This window comes from Acetobacter vaccinii, from assembly GCF_008365315.1.
Lineage (GTDB): Bacteria > Pseudomonadota > Alphaproteobacteria > Acetobacterales > Acetobacteraceae > Acetobacter > Acetobacter vaccinii.
In genome coordinates, this window is sequence record NZ_CP043506.1 from 1,839,093 (window position 1) to 1,855,479 (window position 16,387).

At 61.4% G+C, this 16,387-nt stretch carries 14 protein-coding genes; 4 read left to right on the top strand and 10 right to left on the bottom strand.

Annotation, left to right across the window (positions count from 1 at the left end):
- Positions 1–37 precede the first annotated feature (37 nt).
- From ilvB to ilvC, 3 genes are all read left to right on the top strand, one after another.
- Complete coding sequence (gene ilvB, locus FLP30_RS08260; protein WP_149279393.1) at positions 38–1,852, top strand: biosynthetic-type acetolactate synthase large subunit; 1,815 nt, start codon at positions 38–40, stop codon at positions 1,850–1,852.
- Between the two features lie 65 nt (positions 1,853–1,917).
- Complete coding sequence (gene ilvN, locus FLP30_RS08265) at positions 1,918–2,436, top strand: acetolactate synthase small subunit (protein WP_149279394.1); 519 nt, start codon at positions 1,918–1,920, stop codon at positions 2,434–2,436.
- Positions 2,437–2,499: 63 nt separating this feature from the next.
- Positions 2,500–3,519 carry a ketol-acid reductoisomerase gene (gene ilvC, locus FLP30_RS08270; RefSeq protein WP_149280301.1) on the top strand — a complete coding sequence of 340 codons (1,020 nt, stop codon included), beginning with the start codon at positions 2,500–2,502 and terminating at the stop codon, positions 3,517–3,519.
- A 109-nt stretch (positions 3,520–3,628) separates the two neighbouring features.
- On the opposite strand, the gene FLP30_RS08275 is transcribed toward ilvC, so the two are convergent.
- The 4 genes from FLP30_RS08275 to FLP30_RS08290 form a co-directional block, all read right to left on the bottom strand.
- Complete coding sequence (locus FLP30_RS08275; protein ID WP_338028469.1) at positions 3,629–4,012, bottom strand: metal-sensitive transcriptional regulator; 384 nt, start codon at positions 4,010–4,012, stop codon at positions 3,629–3,631.
- Between the two features lie 124 nt (positions 4,013–4,136).
- Complete coding sequence (locus tag FLP30_RS08280) at positions 4,137–5,096, bottom strand: copper resistance protein B (protein ID WP_408834443.1); 960 nt, start codon at positions 5,094–5,096, stop codon at positions 4,137–4,139.
- Positions 5,093–6,781, bottom strand: coding sequence for a copper resistance system multicopper oxidase (locus FLP30_RS08285; RefSeq protein ID WP_149279396.1), 1,689 nt, complete (start codon positions 6,779–6,781; stop codon positions 5,093–5,095). Before FLP30_RS08285 ends, FLP30_RS08280 begins: the two co-directional genes overlap by 4 nt.
- 76 nt (positions 6,782–6,857) lie before the next feature.
- Positions 6,858–7,247, bottom strand: a complete 390-nt coding sequence (locus FLP30_RS08290; protein ID WP_149279397.1) for a hypothetical protein — start codon at positions 7,245–7,247, stop codon at positions 6,858–6,860.
- 103 nt (positions 7,248–7,350) lie between these two features.
- Here FLP30_RS08290 and FLP30_RS08295 point away from each other — a divergent pair, with 103 nt between their 5' ends.
- A complete protein-coding gene (locus FLP30_RS08295) occupies positions 7,351–9,726 on the top strand; it encodes a heavy metal translocating P-type ATPase (RefSeq protein ID WP_149279398.1) in 2,376 nt (791 codons plus the stop codon).
- Between the two features lie 2 nt (positions 9,727–9,728).
- Here FLP30_RS08295 and FLP30_RS08300 read toward each other — a convergent pair whose 3' ends face one another.
- The 6 genes from FLP30_RS08300 to FLP30_RS08325 all read right to left on the bottom strand — a co-directional run bounded on the left by FLP30_RS08300 (position 9,729) and on the right by FLP30_RS08325 (position 16,181).
- Complete coding sequence (locus tag FLP30_RS08300) at positions 9,729–11,024, bottom strand: HAD family hydrolase (protein WP_149279399.1); 1,296 nt, start codon at positions 11,022–11,024, stop codon at positions 9,729–9,731.
- Between the two features lie 42 nt (positions 11,025–11,066).
- Positions 11,067–11,663, bottom strand: a complete 597-nt coding sequence (locus tag FLP30_RS08305) for an isochorismatase family protein (protein ID WP_149279400.1) — start codon at positions 11,661–11,663, stop codon at positions 11,067–11,069.
- Positions 11,660–12,991 (bottom strand): glutamate--tRNA ligase, encoded by a 1,332-nt coding sequence (gene gltX / locus FLP30_RS08310; RefSeq protein ID WP_149279401.1) that lies wholly within the window; start codon positions 12,989–12,991, stop codon positions 11,660–11,662. Before gltX ends, FLP30_RS08305 begins: the two co-directional genes overlap by 4 nt.
- Positions 12,992–13,025: 34 nt before the next feature.
- The gene (locus tag FLP30_RS08315) at positions 13,026–13,490 is read right to left on the bottom strand and encodes a hypothetical protein (protein ID WP_149279402.1); all 465 of its coding nucleotides are present in this window, start codon (positions 13,488–13,490) and stop codon (positions 13,026–13,028) included.
- Entirely contained in the window at positions 13,483–14,691 is a 1,209-nt protein-coding gene (locus FLP30_RS08320) for a beta/alpha barrel domain-containing protein (RefSeq protein ID WP_149279403.1), read from the bottom strand. The genes FLP30_RS08315 and FLP30_RS08320 overlap by 8 nt, the downstream gene beginning before the upstream one ends.
- Before the next feature lie 110 nt (positions 14,692–14,801).
- The gene (locus FLP30_RS08325) at positions 14,802–16,181 is read right to left on the bottom strand and encodes a class II 3-deoxy-7-phosphoheptulonate synthase (protein ID WP_149279404.1); all 1,380 of its coding nucleotides are present in this window, start codon (positions 16,179–16,181) and stop codon (positions 14,802–14,804) included.
- Between the last annotated feature and the right edge of the window lie 206 nt (positions 16,182–16,387).

Here is a 16,387-nt window from a genome sequence, read left to right on the forward strand (position 1 = left end):
CATCCCGCTACTCCCACCTCCGGGAAAAGAGGATACCATGACACTCAAGACTACCCACGCTCCCTCGGACGCACAGACAGACGCAACCCTTGCGGGTGCGGAAGTGCTTATGCGCGCTCTGGTCGAGCAGGGGGTCGAGGTTATTTTCGGCTATCCCGGCGGCGCGGTCCTGCCTATTTATGATGCGCTGTTTAAGCAGGACAGCATCCGCCACGTGCTGGTCCGGCATGAGCAGGCCGCCGTGCATGCGGCCGAGGCCTATGCGCGCTCCACCGGCAAGGTGGGTGTGGTGCTGGTCACCAGTGGGCCGGGTGCCACCAATGCCGTGACAGGCCTGTTGGATGCCATGATGGATTCCGTGCCGCTGGTGTGCCTGTCCGGGCAGGTGCCCACAGCCCTGATCGGGAATGATGCGTTTCAGGAAGCTGATACAACAGGCATTACCCGCCCCGTCACAAAGTACAATTATCTTGTGCGTCGGCCGGAAGATCTGGCCCCTGCGGTGCATGAAGCCTTTGCCATTGCGCGCTCTGGCCGCCCCGGCCCGGTGCTGATCGACCTGCCCAAGAATATTACCGTAGGCCCGGCTCCCTATGTGGCGGCCAAGGATGTTGTGGCCCGCACAGGCAAGATCCGCACCCAGCCCGACCGTGCGGCAGTGGCCCGTGCCGTTGCTGTCATGAAGGCGGCGCGCCGCCCGCTATTTTATATTGGCGGCGGCATCATCAACTCCGGCCCGCAGGCGAGCGAAGCCCTGCGTGCGCTGGTTGATGTCACGGGCTTTCCCATTACCTCAACCCTGATGGGGCTTGGTGCGTTTCCGGGTACGGATGGGCGTTTTCTGGGCATGCTGGGCATGCACGGCACGTATGAGGCCAATCTGGCCACCCATGGGTGCGATGTGCTGATCGCACTGGGCAGTCGTTTTGATGACCGGGTGACCGGCCGCGTCAATGCGTTCTCTCCCGGTTCCTTCAAGATCCATGTCGATATTGACCCCTCCCAGATCAACAAAATCATCCATGTGGATGAAGCGATCGTGGGTGACGTGGGGGAAACCATCGCGCTGATGATCGAGGAATGGCAGGCCCAGCCCGCGCAGGACCGTGCGGAAGACCTGGCCGCCTGGTGGGCGCAGATCGAAGGCTGGCGTGCGCTGGACTGCCTGCGCTTTACCCAGAACCCGCAGCCTGATGCCGTTATCAAGCCGCAGCAGGCCATCAGCCGGATTTACGAACTGTCGCGTGCGACAGGGCGGGAGACCTATGTCTCGACCGAAGTGGGCCAGCACCAGATGTGGGCCGCCCAGTTCTTCCGTTTTGATACTCCCGGCCGGTGGCTGACATCGGGTGGTCTGGGCACGATGGGCTATGGTCTGCCTGCCGCTGTTGGCGCGCAGGTGGCACATCCCGATGCTCTGGTGATGGATATTGCGGGCGAAGCCTCAACCCTGATGAATATTCAGGAACTGGGGACGATTGCCCAGTACCGCCTGCCGGTCAAAATCTTCATCATCAACAACCATTACATGGGCATGGTGCGCCAGTGGCAGGAACTGCTGCACGGGTCGCGCTATTCCGAAAGCTACAGCGACGCCCTGCCGGATTTTGTAAAGCTGGCAGAAAGCTTCCACGCCCGTGGCCTGCGTGTCACCCGGCTGGATGAGTTGGATGACACCATCCGTCAGGCGCTGGAGCATGACGGTCCGGTCATGGTTGATATCTGCGTGGCGGAGGGGGAAAACTGCTTCCCCATGATCCCGTCTGGCGCGGCACATAATGAAATGATCCTGGGCCCGGAGCAGGAAGAAAGCGGGGCGCAGGTCAGCACGGAAGGGCGGATGCTGGTCTGAGACAGGCCCATGACGGGCTTGATCCTCTTTTTTCCGTTTCCGGTCTGATTTCAGGGAATCTGGCAATGCAGCATGAAGTTTCCGGCTCTGCCGTCATCTCGCTTCTGGTGGACAATGAAAGCGGCGCGCTCGCCCGTATTGTCGAACTGTTTTCGGGCAGGGGTTACAATATCCAGAGCCTGACCGTGGCCCCGGTGGATGAGTGGAACCTGACATCCCGCGTTAATATCGTGACATCGGGCACCCCGTCGGCACTCCGGCAGGTCAAGGTGCAGATCGAGCGCCTTGTGCCGGTGTCACGCGTGGTCAACCTGACAGCCGAAGGCCCGTGCGTTGCGCGGGAAATGGCGCTGGTGAAGGTTGTGTCCTCTGGTGAAATGCGCACCGAAGCTCTGCGCATTGCCGAGGCCTTCAGGGCGCGGGCGGTGGATACCACAGCCCAGTCCTTTGTTTTTGAACTGACCGGCTCAAGCGACAAGCTGGACAGTTTCATAGACCTGATGCGTCCGCTTGGTCTGGCGGAGGTTTCACGCACGGGCGTGGCTTCCATCTGCCGGGGACCGCAGACAATTCAGAACTTCTGAAGTATAGAGCAAGCATCAACGCCGGGGACTGTCCCCGGCCACAGAGAGAATTGGAGAATGGCTATGCGCGTGTATTACGATCGTGACGCCGATGTGAATCTGATCAAGAGCAAAAAGGTTGCGGTTATCGGTTATGGCAGCCAGGGCCATGCCCATGCCAACAACCTGAAGGACAGCGGCGTTACGGATATCGTAATCGGCCTGCGCGAAGGCTCCACCGCAGTAGAAAAGGCCCGCAACGCAGGCTTTACCGTTATGACCCCCGACCAGGCTGCTGCCTGGGCCGATGTGGTCATGGTGCTGACCCCCGATGAAGGCCAGGGCGCTCTCTACAAGGAATCGCTGGAAAAGAACCTGAAGCAGGGTGCCGCTCTGGCATTTGCCCATGGCCTGTCCATCCACTTCCGCCTGATCGAAGCCCGCCCCGACCTGGACGTGTTCCTGATTGCTCCCAAGGGCCCCGGCCACACTGTGCGTTCCGAATACCAGCGTGGCGGCGGCGTGCCCTGCCTGGTGGCTATCGCTCAGGACAAGTCCGGCAAGGCTCTGGACATTGCTCTGTCCTATGCGTCCGCCATTGGTGGTGGCCGTGCAGGCACGATCGAAACCTCCTTCAAGGAAGAAGTGGAAACCGATCTGTTTGGTGAGCAGGCCGTGCTGTGCGGTGGTCTGGTCGAGCTGATCCGCGCTGGTTTCGAAACCCTGGTCGAAGGCGGCTACGCCCCGGAAATGGCCTACTTCGAATGCCTGCACGAAATGAAGCTGATCGTGGACCTGATCTACGAAGGCGGTATTGCCAACATGAACTACTCCATCTCCAACACCGCGGAGTATGGTGAGTACGTGTCCGGCCCGCGCGTGATCACGGCGGAAAGCAAGAAGGCCATGAAGGACATCCTGACGGATATCCAGAACGGCACCTTCGTGCGCAACTTCGTTGTCGAAAACCAGTCCGGCAACGTGTTCTTCAAAGCAACCCGCGCCCGCAACGACGCCCACCAGATCGAAGCTGTTGGCGACAAGCTGCGTAGCATGATGCCGTGGATCTCCAAGTCCCGCCTCGTGGACAAGACCCGCAACTAAGCGCGTCGTCTGGTCGGCCCTTCGGGGCCGCCCTTGCCGCAAGGCTGCCAATGGCTCCCCCATGCAGATGGGGGAGCCATTGGTGTTTATGGGGTCTGCAAAGGGGAGGTCAGCGGATCATCCGGCGGATCACGCTCATGAGTTCATCCAGCGACTCCGCACCGCCATTGTCCTGCACGGCCCGGCGCACACAGCCCTGGGCATGGGTGTTCAGGATCTGGATGCTGACAGCATCAATGGCCGAACGCACGGCGGAAAGCTGGGTCAGAATATCCACGCAATAGCGGTCGTCGCGCACCATGCTGGCAATACCGCCAACCTGCCCTTCAATCCGGCGCAGGCGGTTGAGCAGGGCTGCCTTGTCAGGCTGCACGACCTGCCTGTCCTTGGTGGGGTCATCGGGCTGCGTGCCGTCATTGCAGGCGGTGCACCCCGCAGGGCTGTGAGAACTGTCTGTCATACTGCACTGGTTGTAGAACACACCTGCGGGCATGACAAAGAAAGCCCTGCTGCGCTCTAAGCCTGTTTTTCCGTCCTATGGCTGGAACAAACGGCCTCCGCTGTGCCGTAGGGCGGAGGCCTTTAAAAAGCGGCTGTTTTGGTCTTGCTGTTTCAGCCTAGTACCAGGCGCGCAGGCCGAAGGTAAAACGCACATCATCTCTGGTGCTGGTTTGTGGCCGCCATCCATGACCTGCATGACCCATCCCTCCACCATACTGCCCGGAATAGGTCACCGCTATGTAGGGTGCGAGATTGCGGATGAACTCATAGCGCAGCCGCAGCCCCATGTCGGCATCAGACAGGCCCTGTGACACACCACGCGCCGGGTCTGCGCTGGAATAGAAGTTCAATTCGGCCTGAGGCTGCAGGATCAGCCTGTTGGTAATCAGCAGGTCGTAGGACCCCTCCAGCTTACCCGCGACCCCTTGGGCGTTGAAGTAGGCGGTGGCTGAGACATCGAAGAAATAAAGGGCAAGCCCCTGTATGCCTACCGCCCCCCAGGCACGGGCCGGGCCGCTATCCAGGTCCAGCCGGACCCCGGCCTGTGCATCAAAATAGGTGGAAATGGCGTGGTCATAAAAGGCCTCGTGGTCTCCATCGCTAAAGCGTCCCTGACCATTCATGGTGCCTTCGGACTTCAGCCATAGCTTGTCATGGTCGGTGCCATACCAGGCTTGGCCCGAGTATCGGAACTGGCTGTCACCTTGGCTGTAACGGCCTTCAAACTGCTCCAAAATGGCATGCAGATAAGTGCCGTGGTCCATGACCGGGGGCATGTCATGTTTGTAACGGATATGCGGTATGGCTGGCGGGGTTGCAGGCCAGCGACTGCTGGGGCTGAGCGGTGGCAGAGGTGTGGGCGTCGTGGTGGGCGTGCTGGTGGAGGGGGCACTGTGCGGGTGTGCTGCTGCGGGGTGTGTCTCCTCCATGTCATCCATATCCATATCGTCCATGTCCTCCATACCTGCCATGGCATGGGGCTGGGTTTTATGGGTGGGCTGTGCGCTGGCAGCCATGGGCGGCAGGCAGAGGGCTGCCAGCATTATGGTGCGCAGGGTCAGGCTATGGGTCATCATGACACCACCACTGTGCGGAACATGCCAAGGTCCATGTGGTAGAGCAGATGGCAATGGAAGGCCCATAGTCCCGGCGTGTCGGCGCTGACCAGATAGCTCAGTCGGCTACCGGGCTGTGAAATAATGGTGTGCTTGACCGGGTTGTAAAGTCCCTGACCATTTTCCAGTTCGCTCCATAACCCATGCAGATGGATGGGGTGTTCCATCATGGTGTCGTTGATCAGCACAAAGCGTACCCGCTCACCCAGACGGAGTGGAATGGGCTCGGCTTCCGAGAATTTTTTGCCATCAAACCCCCAGATATAACGTTCCATATTGCCGGTCAGGTGCAGGGTAATGGCGCGTGAGGGGGAGCGCGTGTCCGCAATGGGGCGGGTGGCCCGCAGGTCTGCATAGGTCAGCACGCGCCTGCCGTTGTTCCGCAGGCCATCACCTGGGTCTGCCAGCCGGTTGACGGGCATGGCGGCGACATTCTGGTTTTCCACATTCAACGGGGGCGCGTCGTGGGCCGGGCCGGGCATGTCTTTCATGCCATGGGTCATGGCCATGCCCATGTCCAGCATGGTGCGGACGGGGCGCGGGTCCATGGGGGGGATGGGGGCTGTCATGCCTGCATGGGGGGTCAGTGTGCCGCGTGCGTAGCCTGTGCGGTCTTCGGTCTGGGCAAAAACTGTATAGGCCTGGTTGGCGGTGGGCTGCACAAGGCAGTCGTATGTCTCGGCTACACCTATACGGAATTCATCAACAGTCACAGGCTCAACATCCTGCCCGTCAGACTGGATAACGCGCATCTGCAAGCCGGGAATGCGGATGTCATAAAACGTCATGGCCGAGGCATTGATAAAGCGCAGCCTTACAGTTTCCCCGGGCTTGAACAGGCCCGTCCAGTTGGCCGTGGGGGGCTGTCCGTTCATCAGGTATGTATAGGTTGCCCCTGTCACATCGGAAATATCGGTGGCGGCCATGTTCATGCCCGCCCATTGCAGGCGGTCCCGCAGGACAGCCATGGCGCCGTCACGCCGGGCATCCTTGAAAAAGGACGCCACGGTGCGCTGGCGGAAGTTGTAATAGTCGTCCTGAAATTTCAGGTTATGGACAATCCTGTCCGGGTGGGTTGCACTCCAGTCAGACAGCAGGATCACATAATCCCGGTCATACTGGTGTGTCTCCCCTCCGGCGGGGTCGATAATGATTGCCCCATACAGGCCCATGGCCTCCTGCATGTTGGAGTGGCTGTGGTACCAGTAGGTGCCGCTCTGCTTGACGGGAAAGCGGTAGGTAAAGCTCTGACCGGGGGGAATCCCCCCAAAGCTGAGACCCGGCACCCCATCCATATCGGCAGGACAGCGGATGCCATGCCAGTGGATGGAGGTATCCTCGTCCAGAGTGTTGTGCACATTCAGCGTTACCGTGTCTCCTTCCCGCCAACGCAGGATGGGGGCAGGCACCTGCCCGTTGACAGAGGGCGCGTGTTGCGGCTGGGGCAGAATATGCACACCTGTGCGCTCTATGGTCAGGTCAAAGACATCCTGCGGCTTGGGCGGGATCTGGCCGGGCGGCAGGCACGTGGGGGTGGCTCTGGCGGCCGGAGGCAGGCAGGCCAGTGTGGCCAGCGCCCCGGCACCGGCTAGCAGGCGGCGGCGGGATATGGCCGCACGGCCTGTGGGAAGGGAAGAAACAGACATGGCATGTACCATCCATCGGGCATGCAACGGCGTGCATGACTAAGGCTGAAAGGCAGGGGATATGTCCCTGTTGAAATCAGGCCTGATGGAGTCTGGGTGGGGGCAGGAGGGGCGTTAGCCTCTGTCCCGGCCGGATGGCACGGGCCTGTGGGGGCTGGGTCAGTGTGCTGGCCAGCAGAGGGTGTGGTGGCGTTATGGCAGGCCGGGCCAGTGCCAGACCATGCTGCACCGTGCAGCAGGGCAGGCTATGGGTATGGTGTGTCGCGTTGGAGCCTGTATGCAGGCAGCATGTGCTGTCGCTGGCCTGTGGGCTTGCGGGCGGCATGTCCGGGCAGTCAGCCTGTGTCGTGGTGGAGTGGCTATGGGGCATGACGTGTGGGGCTGCCAGCGCCATACGGGCCTGTGGCACGGCCATGACAAACAGGCCGAGCAGTACCATCAGAACCGGGCAGAGGCGATGCAACATGGCTTGAATATACCCCATGGGGGCATATGATGGCAACAGAATCAGAGTGCCTTGCCAAAGGCTGGCGGTTGCCGGGCCAGAGCATGCACGGGAGTGAAGGACCATGACCCAGACAGTCAGCTTCCCGGTGGAGGGTATGTCCTGCGCCAGTTGCGCCACCCGGTTGGAAAAAGTGCTCAACCGGCTGGATGATGTGCAGGCCACTGTCAATTTTGCCACAGGCCGTGCCCAGGTCAGCCTGCCGGAGGGTCGGGCCGGGGTGGACACGGTCTTGGAGGCGGTTGGCAAGGCGGGGTTTGGTGTGGCGCCCGAAACGGTGGATCTGGCGCTGACAGGGCTGACCTGCGCGGCCTGTGCCAGCAGGGTGGAAAAACTGCTGAATGCTCAACCCTCCGTGCAGGCCTCGGTTAATCTGGCGACCGAGCGCGCACATGTCAGCTTTGTGCAAGGTGTCACAGACCCCGCCACCCTGATTGCCGCGGTGGAAAAAGGGGGCTACGGGGCCACGGTCTACCAGCCCGAGGCTGATACCGCCCGCACAGACCGCCGTGCGGCGGAATGGCGGGCTGAATTGCGGGGCTTCCTGTTTGCTCTGGCCCTCAGCCTGCCTTTTCTGGTGCAGATGGTGGCGATGATGCTGGGTCTGCATTGGCTGGAAATGCCCAATATCGTGCAGCTTGTGCTGGGGGCTGTGGTACTGTTTTGGTGTGGGCGCGGCCTGCATGTTGCAGCTTGGCACGCGGTGCGGAGCGGGTCTGCCACCATGGATGTGCTGGTGGTGGCCGGGGCTGGCACTGCATGGCTGTTCAGCACTGTTGTCACGCTTTTGGGGTTGGATCAGCCTGTCTATTTTGAACCCGGTGCACTGGTTGTCACCTTTGTGCTGCTAGGGCGTGTGCTGGAAAGCCGGGCACGGGCGCGGGCCAGTGCGGGGATGGAAAGTCTGCTGCGCCTTCAACCCCGCACAGCCCATGTTGAGCGGAATGGCACGGAGGTGGATGAACCCGTTGACCACATAGCCGTGGGCGATGTGTTTGTCGTGCGGCCTGGGGAGTCAGTGCCGGTTGATGGCGTTGTTCTCAGCGGTGCGTCGGAACTGGACGAGGCCATGTTGACGGGGGAAAGCGTGCCCGTTGCCAAAAAGGAAGGGGCACGCCTGTACGCGGGCACCCTGAACCAGACCGGTATGCTGCGGGTTAAGGCAACCCAGGTGGGTGCACAGACCATGCTGGCGGGCATTGTGCGTATGGTGCAGCAGGCCCAGGGCAGCAAGGCGCAGGTGCAGCGCCTAGCTGACAGGGTGTCGGCTGTGTTTGTGCCTGTTGTGCTGCTGCTGGCGGTACTGACCTTCGGGGTAGGCTGGTTCTGGACGGGGGATATTGGCCGTGCGGTGCTGAGCGCCGTGGCTGTGCTTGTGGTGGCCTGCCCATGCTCTCTTGGTCTGGCTACGCCGACAGCAATCATGGTGGGTACGGCACTGGGGGCCAAGGCGGGCATTTTGTTCAGGAATGCGGATGCGTTGGAGCAGGCCCGACGGTTGACTGTGCTGGTCACAGACAAAACCGGCACGCTGACGCTGGGTAAGCCCGGTGTCGTGGCGGTGCAGGCCGCTGCGGGGCAGACCGAGGCAGAACTGCTGGCGCTGGCGGGTGCGCTGGAGCGCAATTCCGAACATCCATTGGCACGGGCGGTGGTTGCCCATGTGCGCGACAGTGGGGTGGTTGTGCCTGCTCTGGAGGGCTTTAAGGCCACGCCGGGTCTTGGGGTCAGTGGGCAGGTGCAGGGGCAGCAGGTTGCACTGGGGTCTCCCGCTTTTCTGGCCGAGTTGGGCTGTGGGGGGGATGATGCGCTGGTGAGCCACTGGCAGGAGCAGGGCCGCACGGTCATTGGTGTCAGCCGTGGTGCGCAACTGGTGGGCTATCTGGCTCTGGCTGATCAGATTCGGCCCGAAGCCCCGGCGGCTGTTGCCGCTTTCAAACAGCGTGGCCTGCGGGTGGTCATGCTGACAGGAGATAACGAGCGTGCAGCCCGCGCCGTAGCGGCACAGGTTGGCATAGAGGACGTTCTGGCTGGTGTCCTGCCCGGGCAGAAGGCGGAGGCCGTCGGGCGGCTGAAAGGGCAGGGCCAGTGTGTGGGCATGGTGGGTGACGGGCTGAATGACGCCCCGGCTCTTGCTGCCGCAGATGTCAGCTTTGCCATTGGGGCCGGGGCCGATGTGGCGTTGGAAACAGCCGATATTGTGCTGATGCGTAGCAACCTGCTGGCGGTGGAGGATGCAATCTCCCTGTCCCACGCCACTGTCAGAAAAATATGGCAGAACCTGATTTTTGCATTTGGTTACAACATTCTGGGCCTGCCGCTGGCGGCATCGGGCCATTTGGCCCCCGTTGTTGCGGGGGCGGCCATGGCTATGAGTTCCGTCTCGGTTGTCAGCAACTCCCTGCTGCTCAACCGTTGGAAACCTCACCGACAGGGGTAGGATTACACAGGCAGGCTGGGGGTGCTGTCACCGAGCAGGATGCTGCTGCTATGGGGCCGCCATTCCCCGGTGTTTTCATCCCGCCCTTGTAGGTACAGGCGGCGGGTTTTGCCTGCGGGTACGGGGTTGCTGGCCTCGCGCATAAAAGGCTGCATGGCGGCTGTTTGTTTGTGGTTGATCAGGCAGCAAAGCGGAGTGGCGGTATAGGTTGTCAGCAAGTCTGCTGAACTGTCCTCCCCCACAAACAGCATCAGCGGCGGGCGCTTTCGCTTGTCCTGAAAATGCTTGCGGATCAGCGCGACCTTGTTTTCCCCAAACGGCAGGGGCGTATGGGGGGCTTCCACGGGCTGCATGATATGTTTTTTCTCTGCCAGTCGGGCACCAAAAACATCATCATGCCGGACGGTGTAGCCATACTCGGCTGAGGAGGCGAACAGGGCGACAACATCCTCCATTGCGGAGGAGCAGATAACCGGGTCTATCCCGTGTTCCAGCAGGATCTGGAACAGATTGGCCATTTCCGCTGTCAGCCGCAGCATCTGGGTGACACTGGCAGCGACCGGCCCAGCTTTGCCGGGGCGGTCGGTCGGGCAGCGCCAGTTGCGGGTGGCAATGGCGGCCCCCAGCCCCCATTCATTGGTAGCACGGCTGAGGGTGGAGACCTCGGTATCATGCTGTCCGGCCAGCAGGCTGATCATCCAGCGTTGAGCGACTTCTGGCCCACGGGTTGCTGTCAGTGCCTGGTGGCAGAATGCCATTCTGGCCCTAAACCCCTGCAATGCGGGGTCTTTGTCCAAGTCCTCAGCGGGTAGGGGGGGTGGCTTCTGGCCATAGCGACCTAGCAGTGTGGCGTAATCTTCCACAATGTCATCCACCAGTGCATCAAACAGCACGGGCTGGTGGTGCAGGTTTACAAAGGGGGCTGGCAGTGGTCCCGTTGGTGCAAGGCCATGGAATAATTGGCGAAAGTCGAGCACTGGCAGAACAAAGCTGAAATGTTCCAGCATGAATAAAAACAGCATCTGCTGGGCGTCGCCCACAATGGCGGTGTTATTCCAGTCAGACACCACATAGGGGCGGGACTGCGGGTCGTAGGTTTTGGAATACCGGCCATGGGTATTGACCAGCGCCTGAATAGCCGCATGCAGCGGCGGATTCCACTTGAGCGTATCAAGCTGCGGGGGCGGGCGTTCCTGCATTTCGGGCGGGGTTGCGGCCCAAGCGCGGGGCATGGCCAGCAGGCTGGCAGCCCCAAGTCCAAACAGGCGGCGTGACAATGTCAGGCTGACGGGGGGCATGGCGCGGACAATCCTGCTCTGTCTGGTTCATGCCTGCCTTGGTCAGGCAGTGGGGCGGTGCGCCAGAAGTGTAATGGCGTGTTGTGTCAGTTCATTCAGCACCGCAGTCGGGTCTGCCTCCAGGCCCTTACTGGCCTCTGTCAGCAGGATGGTGTCAAAGCCATGGCGGCGGGCATCCAGGGCAGTCGCGCGGACACAGTATTCCAGCGCGACCCCACAGACAAAAACCCGCGTTATGCCCGCAGCCTGGAGCAGATCGGCCAGTGGAGTGCCGTTGGCGGTGGTGCCTTCAAAGGCAGAGTAATGATCCGTCTCTGCGTCCACCCCTTTGAAAACAGCCTGTGTGCTGGCGGGCAGCCGCAGGTCGGCCGCGAGTGCTGCGCCATCGGTGTCAGCAACACAATGGGCGGGCCATGGCCCCGCAGGCGTGTTGGCGGCAAAGGAGGAATGTTCGGGCGGGTGCCAGTCCTGACTGGTGGCGACACAGCCAAAAGGCAAAGCCGCCCAGGCATTGATAACAGGGATAACAGCCTCAGCCCCCGCCACGGCCAGACTGCCGCCGGGCAGAAAATCATTCTGCACGTCCACAATCAGCAGGGCATCCTGCGGCCCTGGCGGGGGGGAGAGGGGTGGTGTCACACCGCCCCCGGTGTCAGGCGTGCCAGAGCGCGTTTACGCCCGATCAGTGGCAGCAGGTCACGCAGTTCCGGCCCCTGCTCCTCACCCGTCAGCGCCAGACGGAGGGGGTGGAACAGGGCTTTGCCTGTCCGGCCTGTCTGTTCACGCAGGGCTGTGGTCCATGTTTTCCAGGTTGTGGTGTCCCATGGTTCGGCAGGCAACAGGGCTGCTGCCTCTTTTAGGAAGCTTTCCTCCCCTTCCTGCACCGGGGGGATAATGTCTTCACAGGTGACCTGATGCCACAATCTGGTTTCAGACAGCAGTTCCAGATTGCCACGCACAGCCAGCCAGAAGGCCTCGGTCGCACCTTCCGGCAGGCGGCTGGACACGGCCTCGTAGGGCAGTTGGGCCAGCAGCTTGTGGTTCAGGGCAAGGAGCTGGCGGGTGTCAAACCGTGCTGCCGAGCGCGAAATATGGGATAGGTCGTACAGAGCAGCCTGCTCGTCAAAGGGCAGCAGCACCGGGTCGTCTGAACTACCCAGCCGTGCCAGATAGGACACAAGGGCCTGTGCCTCTACCCCATCCTGCCGCAGTGTGCGGAGGGAGCACGCGTCAAACCGCTTGGACAGTTTGGAGCCGTTTTCATCCAGCAGCAAAGGCATATGCGCAAAGCGGAAGTGGTCGGGGTGTGCGCCTAGAGCTTCTGCAATATCAATCTGCACGCCGGTATTGGTGACGTGGTCTTCCCCACGGATAATGTGGGTGACCTTGCTTTCCAGATCATCCACGACTGAGGCAAGGGCGTAAAGCACGGTACCATCGGCCCGAACCAGCACAGGGTCGGAGACAGACGGCAGCTTGACCTGGCAATCCCCCATGACCATGTCGCGCCAGCGTACGGTCTTATTGGACAGCATAAAGCGCCAGTAAGGCACCTTGCCATTGGCTTCGGCCTGGGCACGCTGCTGGGCAGTCATTTTCAGCATGGCGCGGTCATACACCGGGGCGCGGCGCTGGCGGATCTGCGTTTCCCGCTTGGTGGCCAGCTCCTGCTCGTTTTCAAAGCAGGGGTAAAGCCGGCCGGAGGCTTTCAGTGCAGCAATGGCGCGCTCGTACCTGTCCAGCCGGTCGGTCTGGCGGAAGGTTTCATCCCAGGTAATGCCCATCCAGCCCAGGTCCTGCTTGATGGCGTCCACCAGTTCCTCGCGCGATCGGCCGGTATCGGTGTCGTCGATACGGAGCTGAAAGCTTGCGCCATGGCGGCGGGCATACAGGGCGTTGGCAATGGCAAGGCGGGCATTGCCCACATGCAGGAGGCCGGTAGGGCTGGGAGCGAAGCGGAGTTTCATGCTCAAGGCTTATGACGTGAAAGGGGAATAAAGGCTAGAAGGAAGAAAACCGCCCTGAGGAGGGAAGGTGCTGGGCAATGTCTTCGTCCAGGGCGTCTTCTGCCGTGTCTTCCGCAGTGGTGTCCTCGGCGCTGTCGTCGTCCTCGTCGTCAACAAGGCGGCGGGGGTCCAGGGTGCGCCAGTCGCGTTCCATGGGGCTTGCGGGTTCTGCTGTAAAATCATCCAGCTCATTGGCGGAATGCCAGCCGTCCTCACCCGCATCGACCACCACAGCATCTTCGCCAAAGCTGCACCATGCAGCCAGCACGTCGCGGGCGGAGGCACCGGGCACGCGGCAGCGTTCCACACTGTCGCGCACATAGGCGCGGGCAAAGGCGTTGGCGTGGGGCAGGTCGTAAAAGACTTTTACTTCCTCAATGACGTTATCATCCCCTTCAGCCGAGAGGTCGATGATACGCACAGTCCATGTCTTGTCCTGTGGGGTGGCGGCTTCAGTCATGGCTGTCTTTCTTCGTCTGTTCCGGGCGGGTGGCGGAAAACAGGAACTCCCGCCCCACTTTTACCCGCCGGACACCATCGTAGGCAATAATATCGGCCGTGGCGTAGGTTTCGTTCCAGAGTTCAGGAATATAGGAACCCGTGCCCACAACATCCAGCGGTGCCTTGGCATCGGCCATACAGGCGCATTTTGTCACACCAAAGCCTGATGAGGCGATGATGCGTACCAGCGGAAAGCCTGCGTCATCAAGCGTGTCACGCATTTTCCAGATTGCAGCAGCCGAGACACCAGTGCCGATCAGGTAGCGTAGTTCCTTGTCGGACCGGTAGCGGCGCAGGGCTTCTGGCGCATGGCGGTTGACCACGGCGTAGGAATCCTGCGGGTTCAGCCCTTCCATAAAGCGCCCGCCGTGGGTGTCCAGGCGCACGGCCAGACGGCCAGCGGCCGCCAGCTCTGGAAAGCGGCGGCAGACCGCCAGGGTGTCGGTAATTTCCTGCCCGAAGTAGTCAACCAGCACGACCAGGTCCGTATTGGGGAACTGGTCGTGGAACATCTCGGCAGCCCGCACGGTGGAACCGGCATAGCCGATCAGCGCATGGGGCATGGTGCCCAGCCCGTGGGTTGTTTCAAAAAACGGAGCCACGGCGTCGTTTGCCGTGCCGACAAAGCCGGTTGCTCCGTCCTTGCGCGCAGCCCTGCTGCCGACAGAGGCGGCATAGGCCATCAGCTCCTGCATTTCGTACCCGGCACAGTGCCGTGCATCCATGGCCAGAAAGCGGGTGCGGGGCAGGGAAAGGGCCATCTGGTAGGCCCGTAGGGCTGCCACACAGGGGCTGCCCAGTTTTTGCAGCAGCAGTGTTTCCAGGTCGGCCAACTGGCTGAAGGGGCCGGTAATGTGTAGCAGAGGTTCCCCGGCTCCCACCCATTCCCCTTCCGGGTGGATCAGGTTGACCGAGTAGGTGCAGCCTCGGGCTTTAAGCACATTGTCCAGCCACGCCAGCATAATGCCGGGCGCGGAAATGACCGGTGTGCGGATAAAGAAGGCATAGGTAACTTCGCAGTCGCCAAAGTGGCTGACAAGCTGCCGGGTGCGGTTGAAATAGGAATCCGTACGGGCTCGGATGTCGGCGTCAGCCAACGCGGCGCTGGAACGGGCCTGTGCCACGCCGGGCAACCCTGCGGGAGTGGGGGGGGTAGTCATGCGTGGATGCTCTTCTTGCTACCATTGGCGGTGGCTGGATGATGGCCACTGCGGGCGGTGGCGTAAAGGCCACCCCCCGCGTGTGTGATCAGCGGAAAGAGCGTGGCGCGTCAGACGCGTGCGGTCAGTTCCTCAGCGATCAGGAAGGCCAGTTCCAGCGACTGTTCCGCATTCATGCGCGGGTCGCAGAAGGTTTCATAGCGGTCGCCCAGGTCTGCTTCTGTCAGGCGCTGCGCGCCGCCGACACATTCCGTCACGTTCTGGCCGGTCATCTCCAGATGCACGCCCCCTGCGGGCACACCTTCGGCCGCGCAGACACTGAAGAAGCCTTTGACCTCGTCCATGATGGAGTCGAAGGAGCGCGTCTTCACTTTCTGCTGGGTGGAGATGGTGTTGCCGTGCATGGGGTCGCTCAGCCATGTCACCTGCTGGCCGCTGTCGCGGACGGCGCGCATGATGGGGGGCAGGAATTCCCCGATCTTGCTGGCTCCCATGCGAGAGATCAGCGTAATACGCCCGGCCTCGTTGTTCGGGTTCAGAATGTCGTTCAGGCGGCGGATGTCATCAACGCTGGTGGTGGGGCCAACCTTGATGCCAATGGGGTTACGCACCCCGCGCAGGAACTCAACATGCGCTCCGTCGGGCTGGCGGGTACGGTCCCCGATCCAGACAAAATGGGCCGAGCAGTCGTACCATTCCCCGGTTGTGGAATCGATGCGCGTCAGAGCCTGCTCGTAAGGCAGCAGCAGCGCCTCGTGCGAGGTGTAGAACTCTGTTTCATCCACCTGCGCGGAGGAGGCAGCATCAATCCCGCAGGCCTGCATGAAGGCCAGGGTCTCGCCAATACGTTCGGCCATGGCGCGGTAGCGGTTTGCCAGCGGTGAGCGCTCGACAAAGCCAAGGTTCCAGCGGTGCACCTGGTGCAGGTTGGCATACCCACCGCGGGAGAAGGCGCGCAGCAGGTTGAGAATGCCAGCAGACTGGAAATAGCCGGTTTCCATCCGCACCGGGTCGGGGATACGTGCTTCGGGGGTGAATTCCGGCCCGTTGATAATATCGCCCCGGTAGGACGGCAGGGTGACATCGCCCTGTGTTTCGGTGTCGGAGGAGCGCGGCTTGGCAAACTGCCCGGCCATGCGGCCCAGCTTAATCACCGGCACTTTGGCGCCAAACGTCAGCACCACAGCCATCTGCAACAGCACGCGGAACGTATCGCGGACAATATCGGATTTGAATTCGCTGAAGCTTTCAGCGCAGGCACCGCCCTGCAACACAAAGGCGCGACCTTGCGCAGCCTGTGCCAGATGGCTTTTTAGCCGCCGGGCTTCTCCGGCGAAAACAAGCGGCGGGTAGGCACCAAGGCGCTGTTCAACAGCGTCCAGAGCTGCGGTATCCGGATACGACGGTATCTGCCGGACAGGAAACGAACGCCAGCTCTCCGGCATCCAGGGCGCAGACGTCGGGTTGGGCTGGGTGAGCGTTGCACTCATAACGCGGTTCCTGTTGCTTGTTGTATATGTCAGTCAAGGACAAGGGGTGAGGGAACGGGCTGGTGGCCATTTATCCACAGCAACCCGCCATACGGCCTGCCTTTATGTCCAAAACATGAAGAATAGGCAAATCCCATCTCCTGTCCGGCACGGGGGTGGGCAGGCTGGTGGTTGGTTTTTTGGCAGGTTGGTGCGATAATGTGCAA

Coding starts and splice junctions, on each gene's coding strand:
- gltX (WP_149279401.1), bottom strand. CDS start 12,991: ATGAAACTCCGCTTCGCTCCCAGCCCTACCGGCCTCCTGCATGTGGGC.
- ilvB (WP_149279393.1), top strand. CDS start 38: ATGACACTCAAGACTACCCACGCTCCCTCGGACGCACAGACAGACGCA.
- ilvC (WP_149280301.1), top strand. CDS start 2,500: ATGCGCGTGTATTACGATCGTGACGCCGATGTGAATCTGATCAAGAGC.
- FLP30_RS08280 (WP_408834443.1), bottom strand. CDS start 5,096: ATGATGACCCATAGCCTGACCCTGCGCACCATAATGCTGGCAGCCCTC.
- FLP30_RS08320 (WP_149279403.1), bottom strand. CDS start 14,691: ATGACTACCCCCCCCACTCCCGCAGGGTTGCCCGGCGTGGCACAGGCC.
- FLP30_RS08295 (WP_149279398.1), top strand. CDS start 7,351: ATGACCCAGACAGTCAGCTTCCCGGTGGAGGGTATGTCCTGCGCCAGT.
- FLP30_RS08300 (WP_149279399.1), bottom strand. CDS start 11,024: ATGCCCCCCGTCAGCCTGACATTGTCACGCCGCCTGTTTGGACTTGGG.
- FLP30_RS08315 (WP_149279402.1), bottom strand. CDS start 13,490: ATGACTGAAGCCGCCACCCCACAGGACAAGACATGGACTGTGCGTATC.
- ilvN (WP_149279394.1), top strand. CDS start 1,918: ATGCAGCATGAAGTTTCCGGCTCTGCCGTCATCTCGCTTCTGGTGGAC.
- FLP30_RS08275 (WP_338028469.1), bottom strand. CDS start 4,012: ATGCCCGCAGGTGTGTTCTACAACCAGTGCAGTATGACAGACAGTTCT.
- FLP30_RS08285 (WP_149279396.1), bottom strand. CDS start 6,781: ATGTCTGTTTCTTCCCTTCCCACAGGCCGTGCGGCCATATCCCGCCGC.
- FLP30_RS08325 (WP_149279404.1), bottom strand. CDS start 16,181: ATGAGTGCAACGCTCACCCAGCCCAACCCGACGTCTGCGCCCTGGATG.
- FLP30_RS08290 (WP_149279397.1), bottom strand. CDS start 7,247: ATGTTGCATCGCCTCTGCCCGGTTCTGATGGTACTGCTCGGCCTGTTT.